Origin of the sequence: Mesorhizobium sp. M0590, from assembly GCF_040320905.1 — a bacterium.
In the GTDB taxonomy this organism is placed as follows: Bacteria; Pseudomonadota; Alphaproteobacteria; order Rhizobiales; family Rhizobiaceae; genus Mesorhizobium.
The window spans coordinates 255,341-280,507 of sequence record NZ_JAMYQN010000007.1 but is presented as its reverse complement, the minus strand read 5'-3'; the positions used below and the strand labels follow the sequence as shown (position 1 = coordinate 280,507).

Below are 25,167 nucleotides of genomic sequence, written 5' to 3'. Positions count from 1 at the left end.
ACCGCTCCGTCGGCTCAAAGAACGTTCCGCTCCGCCGGGTTTCGCTCTATCAACTCCGCCACAAGGCGTTGAAGCCGCCAGAGGCTGCTGTCATGTATGCCTTTGGCTTCGAGGTGAGAAACCGTGTTGAACAGGTATTCGGCCCCGCTTCCCCAATGACCGCAGGCCAGGGCCAGGACATCGGCAACGGCTTCAAGCGACTGACGACCGGCATAGAGAGGTGACGCGCGGTTCATCACAAAGGCCAAGGCCGAGATAGGCCCGGAAGCGGTCGCCACCGTGATCCACCGGGGCATGCTGTTGGCCGGCTTGTAGGTGAATTCGCGTCGAAAGAGTTTGCCGAATTGGCGTTCGAGGTTGTCCTTTGGCAGGTCGTACAGGACGCCGCTGCATTGCCCCCCACGATCGAGGGCCATCATAAGGCCTGGCTGCTCCGGCGTGCCCCGAAAACGGGTCATGCGAAAGCAGAAAGCGCGATGCCACCCACGAGCGAGGCCTACCTGCTCACCGATATGCTCGATCTCCGGCTTCCAGATCAAGGAGCCGTAGGCGAACAGGCGGGTCGGTGCTTTCGGGGCCGGATGAGTTCGGATCATTTGCTCGACCCAGCTGTCGTAGTCGGCATCGGTGTGTAGCTCGGCACCTGGCGTCAAACCCTGGTCCTGAACGACCTTGTGGACCCGCGCGACGTGGTCCGCGGTCAAGGTCAGCTTTCTCATTTGGCTCGACATCCCGTGCTCCATCGGATCAGGATCGCGTATCCTTGGCAGATACTACGGGCGTTGCAAGATACGAACCGATGCACGGCGTGAATGAGTCTTTGCCCCTTCACCGATGACAGCAAAGCGCCCCGCATATTCGCCCTCGAACGATTCCATGTGGTTTCGGCAATCTAGGTTTGGGAGACGCTTTTCTACTCACTGTGAAACCCTGACCAACAGCTTGCCGAAATTGCGGCCCTTGAGAAGACCGATGAAGGCCATCGGCGCATTCGCGAGTCCCTCGACAATGTCCTCACGATATTTGACCTTCCCCGCTTGGAGCCAGGCCGAAACGTCCCTGCGGAAGTCGTCGATCTGCGCGCCGAAATCAGAAACGATAAAGCCTTGGACCGTCAATCGCTTCGTCAGCACTGCTCTCATGAACGCAACCAGACGGTCTGGACCAGCCGGAGGTCCTACATCACTGTAATGGGCAACCAAGCCACAGACGGGGATGCGGGCAAAATCATTGAGAAGCGGAAACACGGCATTCCAAACATGCCCGCCAACGTTCTCGAAATAGATATCGATGCCGTCCGGGCAGGCGGAGCGCAACTGCTCCGCGAGGTCGGCAGCATGATGGTCCAGCGCGGCGTCAAAGCCGAGTTCTTCCCTGACATAGCGGCATTTCTCAGCGCCGCCGGCAACGCCAACCACCCGGCAGCCGTGCAATTTCCCGATCTGGCCGACCAATGAGCCGACCAACCCGCTGGCCGCTGCAACCACAAGTGTTTCGCCCTGTTTCGGCCGGCCGATATTGAGCATTCCGGTATACGCTGTCTGGCCTGGCATTCCGAGGACGCCGAGGGCCGTCGAAATGGACCCAACATCCAGGTCAACCTTCCGCAATCCCGTGCCGCTTGAGACAGTGAATGTTTCCCAGAAAGGGGAGAACGCGCGCTGCACGAGATGCCGAACTACGGCTCCTCGCACCGGGTGGTGATCATGGCGCTGGTCAAACTCAACCGGCTGGACGAAGCGCAGGCGGCGGCGCGGCGGCTGATGGAGGCGTTCCCGACCTACACGCTCACCCTGCAGAGACAGATCAACCCGTGGCGGGACAAGGTGTTCGCCGAGCGTTACGTCGAGGCGCTGGGCATCTCCGGCGTGCCGGAGTGATCGTCGCGTTTGCAAAGATGCCCTCTCCTGCGCGTCACGTCCGGCCAGGCGACGTCCCTTGATCCCGTGTCGCTTCTGGAAGGATAGTTCTCTGGCCGGCTTGTCCGAGGACTGAGCGAGTAGAGCAGCCGTGAACAGCCGGCGAGCTCTCTGTTGGGTTCGCGTCGAACTTCCGGTTTCCACCCGAGTCAGTCCTTCGATTAAATTCTCCCGGCAATTTTACAGTTGAGCCTGCATTGCCTTGGGTGCGCCAATAGCTGCCGTCGGACCGTCTGCAAAAGTGTAAACGCGTATCGGCGGTAGCTAGCTCAGCGTCGCCAACAGGCGCGCGGCAGCCTTCAAATCTTCCGTACTCGCGCCTTCTACGAAATGCTCCGCAACCGATTGCAAGAGCTCGCGAGCGCCGTCGATCTCCCCTCGCCCAGCCATCAACGTTGCCATATCAATTGCGGTTCGCAGCTCCCATGCCCGCGCGCCCTGACTCCGGCTCAACTCCAGTGCCTGCATTAGGTATGCGCCGACCTCGTCGCGATTGGGTTCCGACAGTTGTTGGAGAAGAAGGCCTCCCTTCATCCGCAGCAACTCCGGAAGGTACAATTGGTCACCGTTCTTTTCGACTTGACCAACTGAATCACCGATCAGCGCGACTGCTTCGTCGACCTGACCGATCGCGGATAGTCCTCTAACCAGCGAGAGGTTGAGCTCGGTCGTGAGCAATTCGTAAGGTGCTGCGTGGAGCTTTTGGAGAGAACTCTGGAGGCCCCCGACCCCACCTGTCGCATCCCCGTGCCGGATTGCGACTTCGCTTTTGAATCCCCGACCGACCAGCAGGTAAGGGGCCATGGAATGGGACTCGGCGCGGGAAATGAGCATGTCTATGTATGCCTCAGCACTCTCCAGTTCGCCTGCCCACAGGAATACCGATATTCCCCAGATCAAGGCTATCGCCAGCGTCAGCGAATGATCCATGGCGGCGGCCTCTTCGACGGCCTGCCGGGCGCGTTCCATGGCTTGATCCGGATGGCCTTGCAGCCAAAGGTTCCTGGCCAGAATAGCCTTGGCCAGGATTTTGCCTTCGAAACCGAGATAGATCGTCGTGGTTCGCTGAGCGCGCGGTCCGCGATCCAGCGCCGCCTCAAGCTCCGCGCGGGCTTCGGCCAGGTCACCACGAAGGTGAAGCGATATCCCCAGAATGGTATGCGCCAACGCAATCGCGACCGGATCCTCCAGGGTCGCGGCTATGGCTGAACAGCGTTTTGCAAACTGGAGGGCGGTCACGAAATTGCCTGTCCGCAGGTGGAACATGTTGAGCGGACCCAGCAGGCGCACTTGATCCAACGTATCACCGCGTTCTTCGGCAATCGCCAGGCTTTTCTCCAGGGCGACGCGCGCCGCATCACGCCCTCCCCGCATGAACATCAGGGACACACCCAAGGCTGCCTGGAGATGCATCTCGTCAAGTCCGCCAAGAGCGGCATCGTCGAGAGCGAATATCGCGCATTCTGACCAGCGATGACACTCCGGCAACAAGGACATCGCCAGGAAAACAGGCGCGGCAGCAGTGGCAAGTCCGATGCCGATATCGGCGTTTCCGCCCTCGCCGAAGCACCATTCCAGAGCGGCCCGCACATTGTTGATGGCGGCGAAGTGAGGAGCCCGCTCTTCGCCGGTCGCCAGACCTGGCCACTCGATACCTGTTTGCTCAAGCCATCTTCGATAGTAGGCGGCGTGGCGCACCGCCAGATCGGCGGCCTCGGAGTCATCTATGCTGATATCGAGGACATAGGCGCGCGTGGTATCCAGGAGCCGATAGCGCATCATCGCTCCGAGCGGGCGCGTCGCTATGATCGACTTGGCAACAAGACTATCCATGGCATTAAGAACGGTCGACCTGTCGAGGGCAGCGCTTGTGACGACTTCCAAGACCGCATCGAGCGTGAAATGACCAAGGAATACAGCGAGCCTGCGAAGCACTGCGCGCTCCAGGTCGGTAAGTAGCCCAAAGCTCCAATCCAGCGTGGCCTGCAGGGTCTTTTGACGCGGTGGCGCGGTCCGCGATCCCAACCACAGCAAAGTCAGACGTTGATCGAGAAGCGCGGCGGTTTGTTGCAATCCATAAGACTCGACCCGCCGGGCCGCCAACTCGATTGCGAGCGCCACACCGTCAAGCTTTCGACAGATGCTTGCGACGATCAGGGCTTCCGCATCGCTGACATCCAAGCGCGCGCCACTTGCCACCGCGCGCTCCACGAACAGTTGAATGGCCGGGAACGTCTGGACAACCGCCGCCGTAAGCCTTGGGTCGTCCGGCGGACAGGCAAGGGCATCCAATCGGTAGATATGCTCGCCTTCGACCCGAAGCGCTTCGCGACTTGTTGCCAGAATGTGGACCTGCGACGCCGCGTCGATGATGCTTGCGGCCAGAGGCGCCACCGCATCGACGAGATGCTCGCAGGTGTCGAGGATCAAAAGCATCCGCTTGTTGCGCAGGTAGGCGATCAGATTGGGCGTCGCGTCACTCGATTGAACCGACAGCCCAAGCATGGAGGCGACGGCTGTCGTCACCAGGTCGGGATCGCCGAGCATTCCCAGGTCGACGAACAGCACAGCGCCCGCGAAGGCGTCAATGAGGTGATGTCCGACCGCGATCGCGACGGTGGTTTTGCCGACGCCGCCCGCGCCAACGATTGTGACGAAGCGCGACGCATTCAGTCGAGCCGACAGCTGGAGAACGTCGTCGTCCCGGCCAACCATTCGGCCCAAGCGGCTCGGAAGATTCGCGTGCGGAAAACTGGCGGCAGCTGCAGGCTCTTCATCGCGCGGACCGCCGATCTGCGAGACGGGCGCGATGAAGCAATAACCCCGCCCTGGTAGTGTCGCGATGTATCGTGCGCCGTCCTTTCCGTCACCCAGCGCCTTGCGGAGCCTGGCCATGTGAAACCGCAGGCTGCCTTCCTCGACTACGACATCGGGCCAAACCCGCGACATCAGATCCTTTTTGCCGACGATTTCATTCGGCGTGGATATCAGGACAATGAGAATGTCCAGTGCACGCGAGCCCAGCGCCAAGGGAGCGCCGTCTTTTGTGACGAGCCTTTCGCTCGCAACCAGATGGAAAGGACCGAACGACAGTCCGTCCTTGGCCTGACCTGCCACTATCGTCATGGCGCTTCTCTCGGAGCCGCCCGCCACCAAGCCTATAGTCTAAGTCAAGTACAACACCTGCGCCATAGGCGAACGGTGGCAGGACCCCGCTGCCCGGAGCCACCAGCGCTGACAGCGACTAACAGGGGGCTCACAACACATAACGGGCGATTCTCGTCCTGCGGGCGTAAGTTTTCGGCAGCACCGAGCACCCCCCAGGAGAGACCCATGAATACGAACAAGACTCCCGAACTAATCGATCAGGACCGCCGCCTGGTTTTGAGCACGGCCGCAATGGGCATTGCCGCCGTAGGTACTGCCAGCCTGCTCCCATCGGTCGCCGCAGCCGCGGGCGATGCGATCCGGCCCTTCAAGGTCAGCTTTCCTCAGGAGGAAATCGACGAGCTTAGCCGACGCGTCGCCGCGACCCGCTGGCCGGACCAGGAGAATGTGGCCGACGACACCCAGGGCGTGCAGCTCGCCACAATGCAGAAGCTCGCGAAGTACTGGGCGACGGATTACGACTGGCGCAAGATGGAGACCCGGCTCCATGCCCTGCCGCAGTTCATCACCGAGATCGACGGGCTGGACATCCACTTCATCCATGTCCGCTCCAGGCATGAGAATGCCTTGCCGATCATCGTCACGCATGGCTGGCCTGGCTCGATCATAGAGCAGTTGAAGGTCATCGAGCCACTCACCAATCCAACTGCATACGGCGGGACCGAGGCGGATGCGTTCCACGTGGTGATCCCGTCCTTGCCGGGCTATGGGTTCTCCGGCAAGCCGACGGCACCTGGCTGGATCCCTGCCCGCATCGCCAAGGCGTGGGCTACGCTGATGCAGCGTCTCGACTACACGAAATACGTCGCACAGGGCGGCGACTGGGGCAACGCAGTGTCGGAGACGATGGCGCTGCAAGAGCCTCCAGGCTTGCTTGGCATCCACACCAACATGGCTGCCACCGTGCCCGCCGACATCTCGAAGGCGCTTGCCGCCGGCGGCCCGGCGCCCGCCGGCCTCTCGCCCGACGAGAAGCGGGCCTACGACCAGCTCGACGACTTCTACAAGAACGGGCTGGGCTACGCGATCGAGATGAACAATCGCCCGCAGACGCTCTACGGCATCGTCGACTCGCCGGTTGGTCTCGCAGCCTGGATGCTCGACCACGACATCCGCAGCTACGAGCTGATCGCACGCGTCTTCGACGGGCAGGCGGAAGGGCTGACGAAGGACGATATCCTGGACAATGTCACGATGTACTGGCTGACCAACACGGCGATCTCCTCGGCGCGTCTTTACTGGGACAACGCGCACCACCCGACGGGAGGCTTCTTCGACCCCAGGGGCATCAAGATCCCGGTCGCTGTGAGCGCCTTCCCGGACGAGATCTACCAGGCGCCGCAGAGCTGGGCTGAAAAGGCGTATCCGAAGCTTATCCATTACAACCGGCTCCTCAAGGGCGGCCATTTCGCAGCCTGGGAGCAGCCCGCGGCCTTCACCGCCGAACTCCGGACGGCATTTCGTCCGCTGCGCCAGCAAATCTGAACCCCCAACAGGGTTCCGCTTGCAGTCACACCTGCTCGACTGCCCAAGGCAACCCGATTGAACCCGGGACAAAGGAGAACGTCATGTCAGCAATCGCGCAATCTTCCGCATCGCACGAACCCATCACGAAGATGGCAGCCCCCGTCGAGGACCATGAAATCGTCGATTCAAGCTTTACGGCTATCATCAACGCGCCGATCGAGAAGATCGACATTCCCAACTGGTGCTTCGCGCTGTCGGAACATGAATATCAGGGGTGTTCGCCCGCCCACATAGCGGCGGGTTTCACGACGACGCCGGATGGCAAGCGCATGTCGATCAATGTCGAGATCATCGGCGGCAGCCTGATGGTGCAACATTATGTCGAGACGCTCGGCCGCAAGGATCACCTCATCCTGGAGTCGGTTTCAGACCTCTTCACGCCTACTGGCCGCACCACGATCCATGTGCATTGGGAGCTGAGCGTCAAGGCTATCGACAGTCGCCGATGTGAGTTTACCAACCACGTCCGGTCCTGGGCCACGAAGGAATTCATGGCTTTCTTCGAGCGCCAGGGCATCCCGTTCGAGGTGCTTCGGTCACAGCGCCAGCCCATGTCGATCGCTCACAACAAGGGCGAGACGCCGCTTTTTGCGGCCAGCATCGAACGAGCCGCGCTCAGGAACTGAGCGGCAGCATCTGGCTTGTGATCTAGCCGCTCCATGGAGGAGGCACAATGACGAGGCACGCACATGACCGGGAGGTCACCGCACTTCTGGTGATCGATCCGTACAACGACTTCATTTCCGATGGGGGCAAGATATGGCCCCGCATCCGGGCTGTCGCAGAGGCGAACGGCTGCGTGCCTCACATGCTGCAAGTCCTGAATGCCGCGCGTCAAGCTAAGCTTCGCGTCTTCTATGCAATGCATCATCAATACCGTCCGGGCGACTATGAGACATGGACTTACGTCGCGCCCGTCCAGAAGAGAGCATGGAAGAGCAAGAGCTTTGAATACGGCACCTGGGGCGGCGAGATTCGGTCCGAGTTCGAGCCCAAGCCAGGCGAGACTGTCGCCACCGAACATTGGTGTTCCAGTGGGTTCGCCAATACGGATCTGGATCTGCAGCTGAAAAGGCACGGAATCCAGAAACTCATTGTCATCGGACTGATCGCACACACCTGCGTCGAAGCGACCGTTCGCTTCGCCGCCGAGCTCGGCTACGACGTAACCGTGGTGAGGGACGCGACGGCAGACTACTCGGATGAGGAGATGCACGCGGCTCTCGACGTCAACATGCCGAACTACGCCAGCGCGATTGTCACGACAGACGAAATCATCGACTCGATTTCTGCCGTCCAGACCTCGGCCGCCGAGGCGTAGTGATGATCGATCTCACACGCGAGGGAATGGCCAACCGTGCGCATCTCACTCTTCACACCGGCGGACCGTTTCCGTGCGCTCGACGCGTCAAAATACGTCGAAGAGAACTTGGCTCTCGCCGACATCCAGCAGAGAGATCAAGAACAGGCTCGGTCATTACGTGGCAACGATCGGGCAGGACCAGGTCCCACCCAACTGGAAAGAAAACGACCATGTCAGACATCGCAACGGCCCGTCAGGGCGAAAAGACCTCCGACACCGCAAGCGCACGTCCCGTCGACCTGAAGTTCGAGGTTGTCGTTATTCCGGTCGCAGACGTCGACCGCTCCAAGCAGTTCTACGAGGGCCTCGGCTGGCGGCTCGATGCCGACTTCGCGGTCGGCGACACGTTCCGGGTTGTGCAGTTCACGCCTCCGGGCTCGCCTGGCTCGATCCACTTCGGCAAGGGTGTCACCTCGGCCGCGCCGGGGTCGACACAGGGTCTCTATCTCATCGTGTCCGACATCGTGGCGGCGCGCGCCGAGCTCATCGCTCATGGTGCAGATGTGAGCGAAGTGTTCCACCGTGCCGGTCCGGGACAGCCTGCTGTCAATGGTCGGGACCCGGAGGGACGCAGCTACGTCTCCTTTGCAACGTTCAGCGATCCCGACGGGAACGGCTGGCTGCTCCAGGAGATCACCACCCGGTTTCCGGGCCGGATCGACTCCAAGGCGACGAGCTTCGCCTCCGAGGGCGACCTGGCCGCCGCAATGCGGCGCGCGTCGGTCGCCCACGGAGAGCACGAGAAGCGGACCGGCGGCCAGCGCGACGAGAACTGGCCGGACTGGTACGCCGAATACATGGTGGCCGAGCAGTCTGCCGAGGAACTGCCGCAGTAGGACGAGCTTCCAGACGGCGGCACACTGCCGCCGTATTCGTCCGCGGCCTGCGGAGATCGTGGCGACCTGACGGCCTTTATCGGAGGAAATCATGAGTACCGCAGCCATCCCCACTCAGCGCGAACCTGAACTTCTTGGCCAGACGGTCGTCGTCATCGACGGTAGCGCCGGCATCGGTCTGGAGACCGCCCGGCGTGCCCGCGCCGAAGGCGCCCGCGTCATCCTCACCGGACGCAATCGCGACCGCCTCGATCAAGCAGCGTGCGAGATTAGCGCTGAGGGCACCGCCGCCTTCGACGCCAACGATGCGACCCAGCTGAAGTCGTTCTTTCAAGATCTGCCGGACTTGATCGACCATGTGATGGTTACTGCCGGCGCTCCCCATTATCGCTCACCCCTCGAAATTCCTCCCGAGGAGGCACGACACGATCTCACGGACCACCTATTGCTCGCGCTCAATGTGGCACGCAGCGCCGCTGGCAAGGTCGGGTCGGCCGGCTCACTGATATTCATGGGCGGCACGGGCGCACGCCGCCCAAAACCAGGCCTCGCGATCGTCTCGACGGTTACCGTCGCGTTCCCCGCGCTCATCGCCAATCTCGCGCTCGAGCTCGCGCCGATACGCGTCAACCTGATCGCCGCAGGCTTCGTCGACACGCCACTGTCGGCGTCGCTGCTCGGCGACAACCTCGACAAGCGGCGCGACGAACTGCGCGCGACGCTGCCGATCCGACGTGTCGTCGGACCGGCTGATGTTGCCGCGCTCGCCGTTTACATCATGAGCAACACGGCGCTGACGGGCGCGACATACGACGTCGACGGCGGCCAGCAGCTCGTCTCGTGACTACGCAGGAACAAAGCACATTGCCTCATCACAAAGAGACATCACCATGAACACGATCAGTGTTTGCGACAAAATCGATGAGCGCCGCCGTCGCCTGATCGGTGCAGCCGCAATGGGCATGACGCTTGCCGAACTCGGCATGACCGCGACAGCGAAGGCGGCACCCAGCGGAGTCGACCAGACGACGGCGTCTGCGATGCACACGGCAAAGAACTCGTTCGGCGCACCCAGGCAGATCGATGCCGGTGTCCTTAATGTCGGCTATGCAGAGGCCGGCCCTGCCGACGGTCCGCCCGTTATCCTTCTCCATGGCTGGCCTTACGACATCCACACATATGTCGACGTTGCGCCCATTCTGGCGGTGAAAGGCCACCGCGTGATCGTGCCCTACCTGCGCGGATACGGCACGACGCGGTTCCTGTCGGACGAGACGATGCGCAATGGTCAGCAGTCGGCCATCGCTGGCGACATCGTCGCGCTGATGGATGCGCTGGGTATCGAGAAGGCGACGATTGCCGGCTGCGACTGGGGCGCTCGGACGGCGAACATCATCGCCGCCCTGTGGCCGGAACGCTGCAAGGCGATGGTCTCGGTGAGCGGCTACCTCATCGGCAACCAGAAAGCCGGCAAACTGCCGCTGCCGCCGAAGGCCGAGCTGCAATGGTGGTACCAATATTACTTCGCTACCGATCGCGGCCGTGTCGGCTACGAGAAATATACGCGCGATTTCGCCAGGCTGATTTGGCAGCTCGCCTCGCCGCAATGGAATTTCGATGAGCCCACGTTCGAGCGGAGTGCTGCGGCCTTCGACAATCCGGATCACGTCGCGATCGTCATCCACAATTACCGCTGGCGGCTCGGCCTGGCAGAAGGCGAGGCGCAATATGATTCACTGGAGCAGCGGCTTGCTCAGGCACCCGTCATCTCCGTGCCCACGATGACGCTCGAGGGCGACGCCAATGGCGCGCCGCATCCGGACGCCAGCGCTTACGCCAAGATGTTTTCAGGCAGATATAGCCACCGGGTAGTCATGGGCGGCATTGGACACAACCTACCTCAGGAAGCGCCACAGGCCTTTGCCGACGCCGTTGTCGAGGTCGACGCGTGATCGAGTTCGCGGCGCCGCCCCTCCGGCAGGTACTACAACCACCAAAAGAATGCCTATGAACCGGATCGCGAGGGTTGTTTATACGGCCAGGACCGCAACCACAGGTGGCCGCGAGAATGGCGCCTCGCGCAGCTCTGATGGCCTTCTGGACATCAGGCTTTCCATACCCGGATCGGCGCGCATCGGCACCAACCCGGAGCAACTGCTTGCAGCCGGCTGGTCGGCCAGCTTCGCAAGCGCGGTTGCGTCTGTGGCTCACGAACAAAAAATTGCGCTGCCGGCCGGAGTGAGAATCGATGCCGAGGTTGATCTGAATCTCGGGGACGACGGCTACTCTCTCAGCACTCGGCTCAACGTCAGCCTGCCCGGCGTGGAGTACAATACCGCACGAGCCCTGATCGACGAGGCGCACGACATTTGTCCGTACTCGAAAGCGACGCGCGGCAACGTTCAAATTGCGATCAACCTGCTCTGAGTGGATTGCATCGATCATTGAAGCAATTGGCATGGCCAGGGTTACATTTTGGATCATTCCTTCTCGCCAAGGTCTGCAAAAACCTGCCACGGCATCGCACCTGTCAGAGCGCATCCAGCACAAATACGGTCAGGATGACAGGAGGGGTATCCCTCCGGTCACCGTGATAATCCCTTCTGAGCGCGAAATGTCCGCTCTGGGTCATGGCCGTGAATTGGCCCGGAGCATGCGAGCTTCCGCTTAGGGCCGGAACCGATATTCCGCTTGGGGTAAAGCCATTAGGACAGCTTCAGGCGGAGCCATCACCTTCAGCACCGCTTCGCGTCGTGCTGCTGGCTGGAGACGCCCCTCGTTGACGGCCACGGCCGGCCTTCGCCTTACGGCTGCGCCAACCGCGATCCGAACTGACGAAGGCTTCCAGCATGTGCGGAATCAGGGCAGCAGTGTCCACGGGTTCATAGAGCCGGCTGTGCTCGGCCGCATACTGGTCGAGTTCCTCCTTGAGAGGCTCTGGCAGGATGATGGTCATGCGGACGACACCAACCTTCGGCAGCCGACCGAGCCTCAGATCCGGCATGGTTCACCTCCTGCGTGTGAGACAAAGACATGTTGACTGTTCAGATAATCAGCATAGGCGACGAGATCGCGATGAACGGCGCCGGGCAGTTCGACCGTGATCTTGACCGGACGATTATCGGGAATGGCGGAGCGTTTCAGCTTGGTCATGACGGATCCTTCGGCGCACCATACGGCACAAGAACAAGGTCGCGATTGACGATCACGCGAACCGGAAAACCGGGCCGCACCGTGAGCGTCGGCTGCACGTTGAGCTGATTGCGCACGATCTGCTGGCCAATATCGGAGGCCGAGTCCTGCGCGCTTTCGCGGATGGCCTTGGCGATTTCGCTTTCGTCGTCGCTGGACCCAAGCGATGTCCCAATGCCCAGCAATGTCGAGAGCGCGGCGGCCCGAAACATCTGGCCCCAATGATGGTCAACCTCGTCTTCAAGGCCAGAAAACCCTTGCGTGTCAGCGCCCTGCTGCCGCTCCAGCACGATCGATGTGCCATCGGGCATGATCAGCCGGTTCCACACCAGCAGCAGGCGCGACTGACCAAAGGCGACGTGGCTGTCGTACTGGCCGATCAACCTCGCACCCTGCGGGATCAGGAGATGGGATCCTGTCGGGCTGTCGTAGACATTTTCCGTGACCTGAGCGGTGATGTCGCCGGGCAGGTCGGAGCGGATGCCGGTGATAAGGGCAGCTGGAATGACGGTGCCGGCTTGCACCACATAGGGCGAGGCCTTCTCGGCGAGCCGATTGGGACTGACGGTGCGACCGTCTGGCTCGGCCTTGACGAAGGCCAGCTTGCGATCCTGCACGTTTTGCGCGGCATCAGGATCGATCGGTGGCGGCCCGGGGGGCGGAGTCAGACCAGATTGGGCGACTCTGCTGCCAGCACTCTGTCGTGCCGGACCAGCTCTCGTGTTCGTATCGGTGAAGAGCTTCGCCACGCGTGCGGACTCGATCTCGGCCAGTCGGCGCTGCTCCTCCGGATCGGCGCGCGATCCACTGATGGTCGGCGCCCCGGTCGGCTGGCCGCGTTCCTGCGCACGCAAGATCGGCCGGCCAAGATCGCCAGGCAGCGCGGGGCCGAGTTGCGGAATTCCGGCATAATCCTTCGGCAGGCTCTGCAGCCCGTCGGCGGTGGAGCGGTTTTCAGTGGTGAAGAGCTCGGGCGGTTGTTCGGTGCCGCGCCGTCCAGTGTCGAGCGCCCAAATCAACGTGCCGAGGATCGCAGCGCTGGCAACCCCACCAACCCCTATCAGCGCCTTGCGCGACAATCGCGTGACCCTGGCCGGTTCGGGCCGCAGGCGCAGTTCGGCTCGAATGTCATGGTTGAGTGCATTTGCAGCGTCGGTCATCGGAACAGCCCCGCGCCAGGCTGGCGTCGTTTCGCGTCCGTCCGCACGATGCGGACGCGCTTTTCGCTCGTCTTGTCGCCGAGCCTCAATTCAGCGGCCGCAAACAGCCGATCAACGACGTAGTAATTCTGGCGAGCGCGGTAGTTGACCAGTTCCGAACCACCCGAAGGGCCGATCACGAACAGCGGCGGCATTTCCCCCTGCCCTATGCCCGACGGGAACTCGATGTAGACCTTTGCACCGTCGTCGAAGGCGCGAAGCGGCCGCCAGGGTGCGGCATCGCCCTCGATGCGGTAGCGGAAATTCAGTCTCTGGAGGTCGACGCCGGTCGCGACCGGCTTTGCGGCGGAAGCCTGCGCATTCTGGCGCCGCAGCGCAATCAGCTGGTCCTGCGGATACTGCCAGGAGACGGAGGCCATGTAGGTCTTTTCGGTCGAGCGGAGCTCGAGATAATAGGTGCGGCGGTCGCTGTTTATGATGAGGTTGGTCTGGAGATCCGGCCGTGTCGGCTTCACAAGAATGTGGATCTGCTGGCGCTCCCCTGTCCCACTTTGCGTATCGCCGATGATCCAGCGCACTGTGTCACCGGCGGCGACTGGCCCGGAGCCGACAAGCTGCTCGCCGGGCTGCAAGGCGATGTCAGTGACCTGGCCGGGTGCGGCGTAGATCTGGTAGAGCGCGCCCTCACTCCAGGGATAGAGCTGGATGGCATTGACGAAACCGTCGCGAACCGGCTGCATGCGTGCGGCCTCATTGGCCTGGCTGATCCGCTGCTTCGGATCGGCTGACTCCGGCTTCACCTTCATGGCCTCGACCGGTTTCAACTGACCAGGCAGTGGAAGCAGTTTCGGCACTTCCACCACCTTCACTGGAGCAGGTGGGTCGACCTTCTGCACGGCAGGCCTGGCATCGTCATATTGGATCTCGGGCGGAATGTATTTTTTCGAAGCACAGCCGGCGAGCGCCGTTGCTGACAGCAGTGCCAGGGCAAACATACGCGCCCTGGGCGCATTGCGCATGGCCGGTCTCGCCAATGTTCGTGCCGCAGACATCATGAAAGCTCCTTCGACCAGTTGATGGCATTGACGTAGACGCCGAGCGGATTGGCTTTCAGCCGGTCGGCGTCGCGGGTTGGCTGGATCACGATTGTGAGGATTGCGGTCCAGCGCTCGGTGCCGGCCAAGGTGCCGTTCTCGTAGCGGCGCTCGATCCAGGCGACGCGGAAGGAATCCGGCGAAGCACGGATGACGCTGGAAACCTCGATGGCGATCTGGAGTTTGCCCACTTTGGCAAAAGGGTCGTTCAAGCGAGCATAATCATTGAGGGAAATGGCGCCGCGGTCTGTGGTGTAATCGTAGGCGCGCAGCCAGTTTTGGCGGACGATGACCGGGTCGGCCGGAATACTTCTGACCTCTTCGATGAAGCGGGCCAGATGCCAGGCGATCTGCGGATCGGTCGGCCGATAGTCGGCAATGGCCGAAGCGACAACCTGCGCTTCGCCGAACTTGTCGACCTCCACCACCCAGGGAACCACTGAGCCGCGCGTCGACTGCCAGACCAATGCGGATGCAAAACCGCCGGCCAAGACGAGCGAGCCGAAGGCCATCAGCCGCCAGTTTTTCGCCTGGACGCGAGCCGAGCCGATGCGCTCGTCCCAAATCTGGGCTGCACGCTGATAGGGCGTCTCGGGTTGAGGCGTTTTTCCGTAACGAACAAAAGGGCGTCTAAAGGGGGTCATCGGCGGTCGTCCTGATCTAGGGAAACATTCATTGAGCCGCCGCCATCATCGCTCGAATGAACTGAATGCGCGGCGATGCTGGCGCCATGGCTTATGGCCTGGCGGCGCTTCATGCGTTTTGCCCATGCGGGCGGGGCGTCGGCACTGGTTTGGGTGGTCGACCAGTCACCGGAGGAAGCCGTTCGCGACGATCGCTCTCCACTCGTCGCAGCCCAAGCTGCCAAGCGGCCGGCCTCGTAGCTATCGGACAAAGCTGACGCGGCGCGCGACATTGCCTGCTTGACCGGTTGAACGGCAGCGCTGGCACCAGCCTTTGCGACACCCGCCATGCCGGCGGCGATTGAGCCTGCACCACCTCTTCCAGACGTGGCTGCTGCAAGTTCCCAGGCGGCCGAAGTGCTGCCGGCCAGGTGCGCGCCACCACGTGCGGCGGCTGCCGACATGCGCCCGCCTGCACTGAGCCCGCCTGCTGCGCCGCTCAATCCGGCGCGGGCGCCCATAGCGCCGGCTACGCCAAGGCCACCAACGGCGAGGCTCGTGCCAACAGCGGCACCTGCGCCCAGTTGCGGAGCACCCGAAACCAGCCCCGTCGCAATGCCGGGACCGAAGATCGAAAGTCCCATCAGCGAGAGAGCGCCCAGTACAAGCGACAGCGCATCGGTGATCGTTGGTTGTTCGGCACCAAAGCCTTGGGTGAACTCGCTGAAGAGGCCCGAGCCGATGCCGACGATGACGGCGAGCACCAGGATTTTCACGCCGGAGGCAACGATGTTGCCGAGCACTTTTTCAGCGAGGAAGGCGGTCCGGCTGAACAGCGCAAAAGGGATCAGCACGAAGCCGGCAAGCGTCGTCAGCTTGAATTCGACCAGCGTGACGAAGATCTGTACGGCGAGAACAAAGAACGCAATCAGCACGATCGCCCAAGCAATCATCAGGACCGCGATCTGAACAAAATTCTCGAAGAACGAGACGTAGCCCATCAACTGGCTGGCGGCTTCGAGGATTGGATTGCCGGCATCGACGCCGACCTGCGCGACGCGGCCCGGCTGCAGCAGTGTGGCGCCCGAAAGTGCCGAACCTCCCGCCTTCAGACCGAGTCCGGAAAAGCTCTCGAAGACGATCCCGGCCAGACGATTGAAGTTGCCGATGATGAAGGCAAAGAAGCCGATATAGAGCGTCTTTTTCATCAGTCGGTGCAGGACGTCCTCATCCGCACCCCAAGCCCAGAACAGGCCGGCAATCGTGATGTCGATGACGATCAAAGTGGAGGTGAGGAATGCGACCTCGCCGCCGAGCAGCCCGAAGCCGGAATCGATATAGCGGGTAAAGGTCTCCAGGAAGCGATCGATCACGCCGGTGTCGTTCATGGCGCCACCGTTTCCGGATGGAGCCGGTCTTCCGCGCGAGGCGGAGTTGGCGGTTGGAGCGGCAGCATTCGGCTCTGGTCCTTTTCGATCCACGGAGCCGCGTTTGGCGCGATGGGGCGGAGGGATGGTTGCAGAAAGCGTCGGCGGTTTTCCGCCCAGGCTCTCCTGCAGGCTTCGTCGTCAACGGCCGCCATGCCGATGGCCCGGCATCGGGCAAGCTCGACCTTAGCCGGCTCGCCGCCCGGATATGCGGAGCGCGGGGAGGACGCGTCCTGCGAGCCGTCGCCGCGCAGCGCCATGGAGGCGGCAGTCATGGCGGCGCCAAGGGCAAGAACGGCTGCTATCCGGGCGGCGATCTTGAGATCCATGCGATTCTCGCCTCAGTCGTGGAACATTTTTACCGATGACGGGCTGTAACTGCTGCCCGTCATGAAACGGCTGAACTGTTCGCGTGCCTGCTCCTGCGCGGCCGCCCGCCTCGCCTGCTCAAGGGCTTCGGCTCGTCCTTGTGCGGCCAGCATCGCAGTGAGATCGGCAACTTGCTTGGCTTGCACGGCGAGGAGCTGGTTGCCGGCCTGCGTTGCCTGAAGCACCCCGACAGCCGACTGGCTGGCACCGACCAGCGCACTCGTCTGCTCTTGTGTGCCGGCGATGTTGTCGACCGCGACGGCGCCGGTTTTCAGCGAGTGCTCGAAGGCCGACACCGAGGTCTGCCAGCGTTGACGCGCGCCGTCTACAAGCTGCTGGCTGGAGAGTTCCGAACCGAAATTCTCGTAAGCGGAGGTAAACTGGCTCTCGATCTCCTGGACGCTATAGGCCAGCTTGCCGGCCTCGCCGAGCAGGCTCTTCATCTCGGAGAAATTGCCCTCGATCTGGCCAAGCAGCGAGGTCGGCAGCGACGTGAGATTCTTCGCCTGGTTGATCAGCATCTGCGCTTCGTTTTGCAGCGAGGTGATCTGGTTGTGGATCTGCTCCAGGGCACGCGATGCCGAAAGCAGGTTTTCGGCATAGTTTCTCGGATCGAACACGATCAGCGCCGATGCTGGTGCCGATGACAGCGCCATGGCGACGGCGATGGCGCCAGCTGCCGCCATGCGACGGATTCGGCTGCCTGCAAGATTGGAATTCATGACGAAATCTCCTCTGTGGACTGGTCGATCACGTTGGTGAGACCTGGGATGAGGTCGGCCGCCCAGGAGAGACCGCGCTCCGCTAGCCAGGCCTCGAGGAAATGGTCTCGGCCGACCTCGGCGATTATCCGGTCGATCGCGGCCTGGTCCGATTTGGAGGATGCGGCGCAGAGCGCCAGCGCGATCGGACCAAGCCCCAGCTCGAATAGGCGGTTGCCGCGGCGGCTTTGACAGTAATAGTCGCGCTTCGGTGTCGCTCGGGCGACGATCTCGATCTGGCGATCGTTGAGCCCAAAGCGTCGGTAGATCTCGGTGATCTGCGGCTCGACGGCGCGCTCGTTCGGCAAGAACAGCCGCGTTGGGCAGCTTTCGACGATTGCCGGCGCGATTGGCGATCCGTCGATGTCCGAAAGCGACTGGGTGGCGAAGACCACGCTGGCGTTCTTCTTCCTCAGCGTCTTCAGCCATTCGCGCAGCTGGTCAGCGAAACCGCCATCGTCGAGCGCCAGCCAGCCCTCGTCTATGAGCAGCAGTGTCGGCCGGCCGTCCATCCTCTGCTCGATGCGGTGGAACAGATAGGCGAGCACGGCAGGCGCTGCACCTGTGCCAATCAGGCCCTCGGTTTCGAACGCCTGGACGGAGGCTTCGCCGAGATGCTCATACTCGGCATCAAGCAGCCGGCCAAAAGCGCCGCCGATGCAGTAGGGACCAAGCGCCTGTTTCAGCGGCGAGGACTGCAGCAGCACGGACAGGCCAGTCAGTGTCCTCTCCTGGACTGGCGCAGAAGCCAGCGACGTCAGCGCCGACCACAGATGTTCCTTGACCTGCGGCGTGATGGACACGCCTTCGCGCAGTAGAATGTCGAAAAGCCAGTCGGCCGCCCAGGCCCGCTCCGGCGTATGATGGATGCGGGCAAGCGGCTGCAGCGACACGGTGTCAACGTCGTCCGACAGATCGGTCAAAGTGAGCAAGGGCAACGGATCGTCAGACCCCTGCCCGCTTGCGGTATCGCTTCCGAGATTGTGCCAGTCACCATTCATGGCGAGTATGGCCGCGCGGATTGAGCCGCCGAAATCGAAGGCAAAGACCTGGCTGTTCTCGTAACGCCGGAACTGCAGCGTGATCATCGCCAACAGGACCGACTTGCCAGCGCCCGTCGGGCCGATGACGAGGGTGTGGCCGACGTCGCCGACATGCAGGCTGAACCGGAACGGTGTGGCGCCTTCCGTTCTGGCAAAGAACAGCGGCGGGGCGCCAAAATGCTCGTCCTCGATTGGACCTGCCCAGACCGCGGAGAGCGGAATCATGTGGGCGAGGTTGAGCGTCGAAAGCGGCGGCTGGCGAACATTGGCATAGACATGGCCAGGGATGCCGCCCAGCCAAGCTTCGACAGCGTTGACGCCCTCGGCGATGCAGGTGAAGTCCCGGCTTTGAATGACCTTTTCGACCAGACGCAGCTTTTCGTCGGCGATCGACGGATCGGCATCCCAGACCGTCACGGAGGCGGTGACATAGGCTTCGCCGATCTGGTCAGAGCCCAGATCCTGGAGCGCCGCGTCCGCATCGGCCGCCTTGTTGGCGGCGTCGGTGTCGATGAGGACGGACGCCTCGTTGGTCATCACCTCCTTGAGGATCGCGGCGACGGATTTCCGCTTGGCGAACCACTGACGGCGTATCTTCGTCACCAACTTGGTGGCGTCGGTCTTGTCGAGCATGATCGCCCGCGTCGACCAGCGGTAGGGGAAAGCAAGCCGATTAAGATCGTCGAGAATTCCCGGGAAGGTCATGGTCGGAAACCCGATGATGGTGAGTGTGCGCAGATGCGCATCGCCAAGCCTCGGCTCTAACCCGCCGGCTAACGGCTGATCGACAAGCAGGCCATCGAGATGCATCGGCGTTTCTGGTACGCGAACGCGATGCCGCTTGGTCGAAATGGTGGAGTACAGGTAACTCAGCGTCTCGCCATCATCGAGCCAGTCAGCTTCGGGAACGAAACCTTCGATGAGGTTGAGCACGCGGTCCGTGCGATCGACAAAACTCTTCAGGAGCTCCCACGGATCGACACCGGTCTTTTGCCGGCCTTCGTAGAGCAAGCTCTCCATTCGGGACGCTTCCTCCGCAGGAGGCAGCCACACGAAGGTGAGAAAGTAGCTGCTCTCAAACAGCACACCGGAGTCTTCGAACTGTTCGCGACGCTCGATGTCGAGAAGTGCGGATGCGCAATCCGGGAACCGGCTGTCTGGGTAGCCGCAGGCAGGATTGCGCTGCGCTTCGACAAAAAGTGCCCAGCCGGAGCCGAGCCGGCGCAGCGCGCCGTTGAGCCGCGCGGTCGTGCCGACGAGCTCCGCCGGCGTCGCGGAGTCCAGATCCGGCCCGCGAAAACGCGCCGTCCGTTGAAAACTGCCGTCCTTGTTGAGCACCACGCCCGGCGCTACCAGGGCAGCCCACGGCAGATAATCGACGAGGCTGGCACTCTTCTTTCGGTATTCCGCGAGGTTCATCATGGCGAAACCTCAACATCCGAAATGCGTGGGATAGCGCAGGTGGCGGCGAACCACATCGACGAATTGCGCATCGCGCTTTGCCGCCCAGACGGCCACGAGATGTCCGACCGCCCAGATGATGAGCCCCGCGATCCACAAGCGAAGCCCCAATCCGATCGCGCCGGCCAGCGTGCCGTTTGCGATGGCGACCGCACGCGGCGCGCCGCCGAGCAGGATCGGTTCGGTGAGCGCGCGATGCACCGGCGCGAAAAAGCCACGGATCTCCTCATCCATCAGATCAGAGCTCCGCCACCGAAGGAGAAAAAGGACAGAAAGAACGAACTTGCCGCGAAAGCGATCGACAGCCCGAAGACGATCTGGATCAGCCGGCGAAATCCGCCTGACGTGTCGCCGAAGGCGAGCGACAAACCGGTGATGATGATGATGATCACCGCCACGATCTTGGCGACTGGCCCCTCGATTGACTCAAGGATTTGCTGAAGCGGCTCCTCCCAGGGCATGGAGGAACCGGCAGCATGGGCGGGCGCAATCGTAATGATCGCGGCGGTCGCCGCATACGACAGCTCCACGGTAAGTTTGCGGATAGCCGATGAATTGAAGCGGATCTGGGTCATTCTGAAGCTCCATAGGGAGAGTGGCGATTCACGGTCGTTGTGGTCTCGAAATTTGCTTCCAGGGTGCGGTAGTCGCCGGTGGCCGGATCGAGCCCGTCGACCAGGGCGATCTCGACGAGCCGGCGCGCTGAGCCGCGGCCAGCGAGAACTGCGATGAGATCTATGGTTTCGCCAATCAGTGCGCGCGGAACCGTAATGACCACCTCCTGCACGAGCTGCTCCAGTCGCCGCAGTGCGCCAATGGCAGAATTGGCGTGGATGGTGCCGATGCCGCCGGGATGGCCGGTGCCCCAGGCCTTCAACAGATCGAGCGCTTCCGCACCGCGTACCTCGCCGATCGGAATGCGATCGGGCCGAAGGCGTAATGACGACTTCACCAGATCGGAAAGCGAGGCGACACCGTCCTTGGTGCGCAGCGCCACAAGATTGGGCGCAGCACACTGCAGCTCTCGCGTATCCTCGATCAGCACGACGCGGTCGGCGGTTTTAGCGACCTCCGCCAGCAACGCGTTCACGAGCGTGGTCTTGCCCGTCGACGTGCCGCCGGCCACCAGCACGTTCTTCCGTGTCTTCACGGCAAGCTGCAGGACGCCAGCCTGAGCTTCGGTCATGATGCCGGCGGCGACATAGTCTTGAAGCGTGAACACCGCGACTGCCGGCTTGCGGATGGCGAAGGTTGGCGCCGTGACAACAGGCGGCAACAGACCCTCGAACCGTTCGCCGGTGCCGGGCAGTTCGGCCGAAACGCGCGGCGAGCCCGAATGCACCTCCGCACCGACATGGTGCGCGACCAGCCTGACGATCCGGTCGCCGTCGGCCGCGATCAGTATTTCATTGCTTACAACGAGTCCTTCGTTGAGACGATCAACCCACAGGCGACCGTCGGGATTGAGCATCACCTCGACAATGGCTGGATCGTCAAGGAAGCCTGCGATGGCCGGGCCGAGGGCGGTGCGCAGCATGCGCGTGCCGCGCGACACCGCTCCCTTGCTGGCATGATGGTTGGTCGCCATGCGGGGTCCCCGTTTCTCGCCACGAACTGATTCGTGTCGCGGTCGGGGATCATTAGAAAAGGCAGGAGCGCCGGCCTTGCAACAAGCAAAACCGGCGATCGTGGAATGACGTGCAGAGACTTGCGAAATGCGGTGCGGCGACCGCGATAGCTCAGCAACCCGGTGCCCGACTGGCTATCTCCGCTCCAGCAGGAACAGCCGGCTATATCTAGGGCCGCAAGCGAAGCCCGATTGGGAAGTCATTATTGGCATCGACGTTCCAAGGATCGGCTCGACGTGCATGTTTTGCCGTCCGGCGAGGCGTTCTCGGTGGGTAATGACCATGCCGGGGTGGAGGATCTGGTTCGGCGATTGGCAGCCCTTTCGCCGGCCGTTGTCGGATTGGAGTCGACAGGCAGCTTCGAGAGACTGGCGGTCGCCGCCTTGGCAGGCAACGGCCTGGCGATTGTCATGATCAATCCGGCGCGGGTGTAGGCGAGGCTAGCAGGTATATTGAAGAGCCTAGAGAACTATGGTGGAATTGCCAGAAAGGCAGATTTTTGGAGTTTCTAGTGTCCCTGAATATCAAAAATCCGGCCACCGTTGCTCTCGCCGATGAACTCGCACGCCGCCAGGGTATCAGTAAGACAGCAGCCATCCATCAAGCCCTTAGTGAGCGCTTGCATCGCTTGGGCTTTGGAGAGACCGCTCAGGAGCGTCTGCTGACAGAATTGCGCGCCATCCGAGAAAGAGTGGCACGATTGCCTGAACTGGACACTCGCAGCGACGAGGAGATCATCGGGTATGACGAGCATGGAATCCCTAACTGATGGTGATCGATACCTCAGCTGTTGTAGCGATCCTTCGGAGCGAGCCTGAGGCAGCAAGGCTGGAACGAGCGCTGGTCTCCGACCCAATCCGACTGGTCCCGGCAACCGGGGTGCCCGAGGCACGCATGGTGCTGGTCAGCAGGCGCGGCGAACACGCATTGGCCGAGATCGATCTTTGGCTGCGCCAAATCGAGGCCGACATCATTCCTGTCGACTCCGAATTGGTTGATCTGGCGACCCACGGTTGGCTGACCTACAGCAAAGGCCACCACCCGGCGGCGCTGAATTTTGCCGATTTCCTGTCCTATGCTTTGGCAAAGCGTGCAGACGAACCGCTGCTTTTCATCGGCAAAGACTTCTCCCAAACGAATATCGAACCGGCATGAGCACGAGACTCTAGGATCATCGGCTGTCTCCAGCTTGAACCCTGTAATAGCGCCAATTAGTTTCGATCCTGTCGGCTGGGCCTGCATCAAGGGGTGTCGTGCCAATTGGTCCCAAAGCAGAGCAAGCTGGCGTCTTTCGTCCCTCCGATCTGGCGCTGCTGGGCCGCGTCTTCGATCGGTTGGAAGTTGAGGGCCAATCCAGCCGGCCAACATGTTGCTCAGACATTCACGGCCGCGACGCTGGTTGTGCGAACAAATGATGGGCCTCGTCGAAAACGGCCCTTGGGAGGACCCGAAGCTCGCTTGCTTTGTAGGGGAGATGCTCGAGATACTGCGTCGTCAGCCGGGCAACCACTTGCGCTTGGGCCAGGTCGCGACGGCGCTTGATTGGCTCGCGATCAGCTCGTTTTGAGATCCAGAATTTGTGAGCGGCAAAAATACGCGGATCGGGTGCCACGAGCCGTAACGGTCCGCCTTTTTCATCGATGGCGATTGCTTCGAAAGCAGGGGCATTTTCCAACCATGCCAGGCCGGCGATCTCGGCGGCCACCAATTCGTCGTCAGCCTTCCCGATAGTTTCCCGGCTCGGCTTCCACGCCGGGTTTGCGAGCGGTTTGATCAGATCGACGAGATATCCGTCGCGGTTCACCGCGCGGAATTTGGCGGATGAACGCTCGAAAGACCGATCGACCTTGCGCAAAAGGTTGATGAGCGCTCCATCTTCGACGTTGGCGCCAGACATGATCCTGAGGGACTGGCGCGAGTCCATGAGGAGATCGATATCTTGCGTCGATGTGATTCCGGGATCCACGAACACTCCGGCCGCCGCCTCATAGGCGTAGATCGCATTCGTGCCTGCAATACGAATGCCTTCCCCGAGAAGACCGGCGTTATCGATTGCTCTGATAATTCTTGCGGCGATCAGGGGAACACGCCCAAGCCGGAGCGCGCGATTGACAGCAGATTGGCGCTCCATCTGCTCCTGTCGCGCAGACAGCGTTTCTTGGGCGGACGCGCGAGCTGCTTCCCAATCCGCCTTGACAGCTTCGCTCGCCGGCGAGCGCCGACCCTCTGCCTTTTGGTGTCGTACGCCAGCGGCGTCGTAGTAGCTTCGCATCAAATGGTCGATGCCGTTCACGGTGTGCCAGACGAGGGATCCCCGAAAGCTCTTCGCCTTCCTTTGGGCCTCTTGGAGCGCAATGAAACGTTGGTCGGAATTGACTTTTTCCCGACGCTGATCGTTATTTAACTCAACAAAATCAATCAATTCAACAGTTACCATACGTTTAGCTCAGAGCTGTTGCAAGACACAATAGGCGGCGGAGCGCCCGATTGCAACAGCTCTCACGTGATTCCACTGCGACTGTTGAAGTAACTGTATTAATTAAAAAATATGACGACGGAGCGGCTTTTCTACGGCAGCGCAGTCGAAGCAAAAGCGCCGCTCGAACGCGGCCTTCGCTGGTTTTATTCGATCCCCAGACCGGGCCGGTGCAAACGGTCTGAGAAAGCTACCAATATGGCGATGGTGGTCATTCGTCACCTCAGGCCGATCCGCTCGATTTGCAACTCCGCGGATGTCGTGACAAAGCTCCCTTTCACCCGGCTTGGAAGTGCTTAGCTGTCGTCCTTATAAGACTTGCCGGCATTATCGATCTTACGCCAGTCGTTTCCGTGGCGCCGCACAAGCTCCCGCGCCTGGGCTGGCGATACACTTTGCGTTTCGACGAAGTGGTTCACTTCCGTCTCCTCGCTTTCAGGGGACGCGAACGAGGGCTCGTTGGCCGTCTGGCAATTGGGTTTTTGCATCTAGTCTGGGCATGAATGGACCTCTCCTGGAGCAAAATAAACGGTCCGGCGCGGCGAAGCTTTCCCACGCTAGCATTCAGCAGTTTCACCGATCGCCTCATTGGCTGCCCCTAGCGGCTCTGACCATACGTTCTGGTGCTCTTGGACCCAAATGAACTGCACCGCGTTGTTTGCGAGCAGTGCTGTGCTTCGCAATCTGATGGAAAAATCCGACGCCCCTGCTGCACCGCAGCCAGCTCCTGGAGCCGAAGCGCGTTTCCGTACGATCGCGCGGCGGTTGAGCGGTTTCGACAGGCATTTCCGCGCGCCAGGTGGAGTGACGAGCGCACAAGCTGGTTCGTGCCGGGAAAGACTGCCGCGCGGCGCATCCAGCGCTGGCTTGCGCAAGAGGCGGATCTGCGAGTAGCACATGATGACAGCAAGGGACGAGACGCTTTCGCCTTCGATCCGCTGTCGAGCCGGTATCTGGAAGTCGCGGACGACCTGCGCATCCGCACGCCATATTCGCGGACGGTTCTCGAAGAACTGCGAGCCGTTCCATGGGCGAGCTGGGACGACGAACTGCGGGCCTGGAGGGTGCCTTTCCGCTCCTACGAGGAGTTGAGGCGCCATTGGCCAAGATCGAAAGGGCC

At 61.7% G+C, this 25,167-nt stretch carries 27 protein-coding genes and 1 pseudogene; 11 read left to right on the top strand and 17 right to left on the bottom strand.

Annotated features, from left to right (window positions below; genetic code table 11):
* Positions 1 to 14 precede the first annotated feature (14 nt).
* Together NKI52_RS14820 and NKI52_RS14815 are read right to left on the bottom strand one after the other, a co-directional pair.
* Positions 15 to 719 (bottom strand): gamma-glutamylcyclotransferase, encoded by a 705-nt coding sequence (locus tag NKI52_RS14820; protein ID WP_352698411.1) that lies wholly within the window; start codon positions 717 to 719, stop codon positions 15 to 17.
* A gap of 198 nt (positions 720 to 917) precedes the next feature.
* Positions 918 to 1,643 (bottom strand): annotated as a pseudogene (locus tag NKI52_RS14815) (NADP-dependent oxidoreductase); the annotation flags it as partial.
* Positions 1,644 to 1,706: 63 nt separating this feature from the next.
* On the opposite strand from NKI52_RS14815, the gene NKI52_RS14810 reads away from it, so the two are divergent.
* Positions 1,707 to 1,880 (top strand): hypothetical protein, encoded by a 174-nt coding sequence (locus NKI52_RS14810; protein ID WP_245274779.1) that lies wholly within the window; start codon positions 1,707 to 1,709, stop codon positions 1,878 to 1,880.
* A 303-nt stretch (positions 1,881 to 2,183) separates the two neighbouring features.
* On the opposite strand, the gene NKI52_RS14805 is transcribed toward NKI52_RS14810, so the two are convergent.
* Complete coding sequence (locus NKI52_RS14805; RefSeq protein WP_352698409.1) at positions 2,184 to 5,045, bottom strand: ATP-binding protein; 2,862 nt, start codon at positions 5,043 to 5,045, stop codon at positions 2,184 to 2,186.
* A 207-nt stretch (positions 5,046 to 5,252) separates the two neighbouring features.
* Between NKI52_RS14805 and NKI52_RS14800 the strand changes: the two genes are divergently transcribed.
* The 7 genes from NKI52_RS14800 (at position 5,253) to NKI52_RS14770 (ending at position 11,240) form a co-directional block, all read left to right on the top strand.
* A complete protein-coding gene (locus NKI52_RS14800; protein WP_352698407.1) occupies positions 5,253 to 6,572 on the top strand; it encodes an epoxide hydrolase family protein in 1,320 nt (439 codons plus the stop codon).
* Between the two features lie 131 nt (positions 6,573 to 6,703).
* Complete coding sequence (locus NKI52_RS14795; RefSeq protein WP_352454421.1) at positions 6,704 to 7,240, top strand: hypothetical protein; 537 nt, start codon at positions 6,704 to 6,706, stop codon at positions 7,238 to 7,240.
* A gap of 47 nt (positions 7,241 to 7,287) precedes the next feature.
* Positions 7,288 to 7,935 (top strand): cysteine hydrolase family protein, encoded by a 648-nt coding sequence (locus tag NKI52_RS14790; protein WP_352698405.1) that lies wholly within the window; start codon positions 7,288 to 7,290, stop codon positions 7,933 to 7,935.
* 221 nt (positions 7,936 to 8,156) lie between these two features.
* Positions 8,157 to 8,813 (top strand): VOC family protein, encoded by a 657-nt coding sequence (locus NKI52_RS14785; RefSeq protein ID WP_502897608.1) that lies wholly within the window; start codon positions 8,157 to 8,159, stop codon positions 8,811 to 8,813.
* A 91-nt stretch (positions 8,814 to 8,904) separates the two neighbouring features.
* Entirely contained in the window at positions 8,905 to 9,657 is a 753-nt protein-coding gene (locus NKI52_RS14780) for an SDR family oxidoreductase (protein WP_352698401.1), read from the top strand.
* Between the two features lie 46 nt (positions 9,658 to 9,703).
* Positions 9,704 to 10,765 carry an alpha/beta fold hydrolase gene (locus NKI52_RS14775; protein WP_352698399.1) on the top strand — a complete coding sequence of 354 codons (1,062 nt, stop codon included), beginning with the start codon at positions 9,704 to 9,706 and terminating at the stop codon, positions 10,763 to 10,765.
* Between the two features lie 55 nt (positions 10,766 to 10,820).
* Positions 10,821 to 11,240 (top strand): Ohr family peroxiredoxin, encoded by a 420-nt coding sequence (locus tag NKI52_RS14770; protein WP_352698397.1) that lies wholly within the window; start codon positions 10,821 to 10,823, stop codon positions 11,238 to 11,240.
* A 289-nt stretch (positions 11,241 to 11,529) separates the two neighbouring features.
* Here NKI52_RS14770 and NKI52_RS14765 read toward each other — a convergent pair whose 3' ends face one another.
* From NKI52_RS14765 to trbB, 12 genes are read right to left on the bottom strand one after another with little or no spacing between them, the layout of a single operon-like run.
* A complete protein-coding gene (locus tag NKI52_RS14765; RefSeq protein ID WP_352576721.1) occupies positions 11,530 to 11,817 on the bottom strand; it encodes a DUF2274 domain-containing protein in 288 nt (95 codons plus the stop codon).
* Positions 11,805 to 11,966, bottom strand: a complete 162-nt coding sequence (locus NKI52_RS14760; protein WP_502897755.1) for a DUF2274 domain-containing protein — start codon at positions 11,964 to 11,966, stop codon at positions 11,805 to 11,807. Before NKI52_RS14760 ends, NKI52_RS14765 begins: the two co-directional genes overlap by 13 nt.
* Positions 11,963 to 13,165 carry a TraB/TrbI/VirB10 family type IV secretion system protein gene (locus tag NKI52_RS14755; protein WP_352698395.1) on the bottom strand — a complete coding sequence of 401 codons (1,203 nt, stop codon included), beginning with the start codon at positions 13,163 to 13,165 and terminating at the stop codon, positions 11,963 to 11,965. Before NKI52_RS14755 ends, NKI52_RS14760 begins: the two co-directional genes overlap by 4 nt.
* Entirely contained in the window at positions 13,162 to 14,184 is a 1,023-nt protein-coding gene (gene trbG, locus NKI52_RS14750; RefSeq protein WP_352698436.1) for a P-type conjugative transfer protein TrbG, read from the bottom strand. Before trbG ends, NKI52_RS14755 begins: the two co-directional genes overlap by 4 nt.
* Before the next feature lie 32 nt (positions 14,185 to 14,216).
* Positions 14,217 to 14,903 carry a conjugal transfer protein TrbF gene (gene trbF / locus NKI52_RS14745; RefSeq protein WP_352698393.1) on the bottom strand — a complete coding sequence of 229 codons (687 nt, stop codon included), beginning with the start codon at positions 14,901 to 14,903 and terminating at the stop codon, positions 14,217 to 14,219.
* A complete protein-coding gene (gene trbL / locus NKI52_RS14740) occupies positions 14,900 to 16,270 on the bottom strand; it encodes a P-type conjugative transfer protein TrbL (RefSeq protein ID WP_352698391.1) in 1,371 nt (456 codons plus the stop codon). Before trbL ends, trbF begins: the two co-directional genes overlap by 4 nt.
* On the bottom strand, positions 16,267 to 16,638 hold the full coding sequence (gene trbK-alt / locus NKI52_RS14735) for a putative entry exclusion protein TrbK-alt (protein WP_352698389.1): 372 nt from the start codon (positions 16,636 to 16,638) through the stop codon (positions 16,267 to 16,269). Before trbK-alt ends, trbL begins: the two co-directional genes overlap by 4 nt.
* 12 nt (positions 16,639 to 16,650) lie before the next feature.
* Positions 16,651 to 17,400 carry a P-type conjugative transfer protein TrbJ gene (gene trbJ, locus NKI52_RS14730; protein ID WP_502897754.1) on the bottom strand — a complete coding sequence of 250 codons (750 nt, stop codon included), beginning with the start codon at positions 17,398 to 17,400 and terminating at the stop codon, positions 16,651 to 16,653.
* Positions 17,397 to 19,904: a conjugal transfer protein TrbE gene (gene trbE, locus NKI52_RS14725; protein ID WP_352698387.1), complete on the bottom strand. Its 2,508-nt coding sequence runs from the start codon at positions 19,902 to 19,904 to the stop codon at positions 17,397 to 17,399. Before trbE ends, trbJ begins: the two co-directional genes overlap by 4 nt.
* Before the next feature lie 9 nt (positions 19,905 to 19,913).
* Positions 19,914 to 20,177, bottom strand: coding sequence for a VirB3 family type IV secretion system protein (locus NKI52_RS14720; RefSeq protein ID WP_023679160.1), 264 nt, complete (start codon positions 20,175 to 20,177; stop codon positions 19,914 to 19,916).
* Positions 20,177 to 20,518 (bottom strand): TrbC/VirB2 family type IV secretion system protein, encoded by a 342-nt coding sequence (locus NKI52_RS14715; protein WP_352698386.1) that lies wholly within the window; start codon positions 20,516 to 20,518, stop codon positions 20,177 to 20,179. Before NKI52_RS14715 ends, NKI52_RS14720 begins: the two co-directional genes overlap by 1 nt.
* Positions 20,515 to 21,531, bottom strand: coding sequence for a P-type conjugative transfer ATPase TrbB (trbB, locus tag NKI52_RS14710; protein ID WP_352698384.1), 1,017 nt, complete (start codon positions 21,529 to 21,531; stop codon positions 20,515 to 20,517). The genes NKI52_RS14715 and trbB overlap by 4 nt, the downstream gene beginning before the upstream one ends.
* Positions 21,532 to 21,807: 276 nt before the next feature.
* Between trbB and NKI52_RS14705 the strand changes: the two genes are divergently transcribed.
* From NKI52_RS14705 to NKI52_RS14695, 3 genes are all read left to right on the top strand, one after another.
* Positions 21,808 to 22,005, top strand: a complete 198-nt coding sequence (locus NKI52_RS14705; protein ID WP_352698382.1) for an IS110 family transposase — start codon at positions 21,808 to 21,810, stop codon at positions 22,003 to 22,005.
* 77 nt (positions 22,006 to 22,082) lie between these two features.
* Positions 22,083 to 22,340, top strand: a complete 258-nt coding sequence (locus NKI52_RS14700) for a type II toxin-antitoxin system VapB family antitoxin (RefSeq protein WP_352698380.1) — start codon at positions 22,083 to 22,085, stop codon at positions 22,338 to 22,340.
* Positions 22,340 to 22,726, top strand: a complete 387-nt coding sequence (locus tag NKI52_RS14695) for a type II toxin-antitoxin system VapC family toxin (RefSeq protein ID WP_352698378.1) — start codon at positions 22,340 to 22,342, stop codon at positions 22,724 to 22,726. The genes NKI52_RS14700 and NKI52_RS14695 overlap by 1 nt, the downstream gene beginning before the upstream one ends.
* Before the next feature lie 226 nt (positions 22,727 to 22,952).
* On the opposite strand, the gene NKI52_RS14690 is transcribed toward NKI52_RS14695, so the two are convergent.
* Both NKI52_RS14690 and NKI52_RS14685 read right to left on the bottom strand, forming a co-directional pair.
* Positions 22,953 to 24,008: a GSU2403 family nucleotidyltransferase fold protein gene (locus NKI52_RS14690; RefSeq protein WP_352698376.1), complete on the bottom strand. Its 1,056-nt coding sequence runs from the start codon at positions 24,006 to 24,008 to the stop codon at positions 22,953 to 22,955.
* A 335-nt stretch (positions 24,009 to 24,343) separates the two neighbouring features.
* Positions 24,344 to 24,466, bottom strand: a complete 123-nt coding sequence (locus NKI52_RS14685; RefSeq protein ID WP_352698374.1) for a hypothetical protein — start codon at positions 24,464 to 24,466, stop codon at positions 24,344 to 24,346.
* Positions 24,467 to 25,167 lie beyond the last annotated feature (701 nt).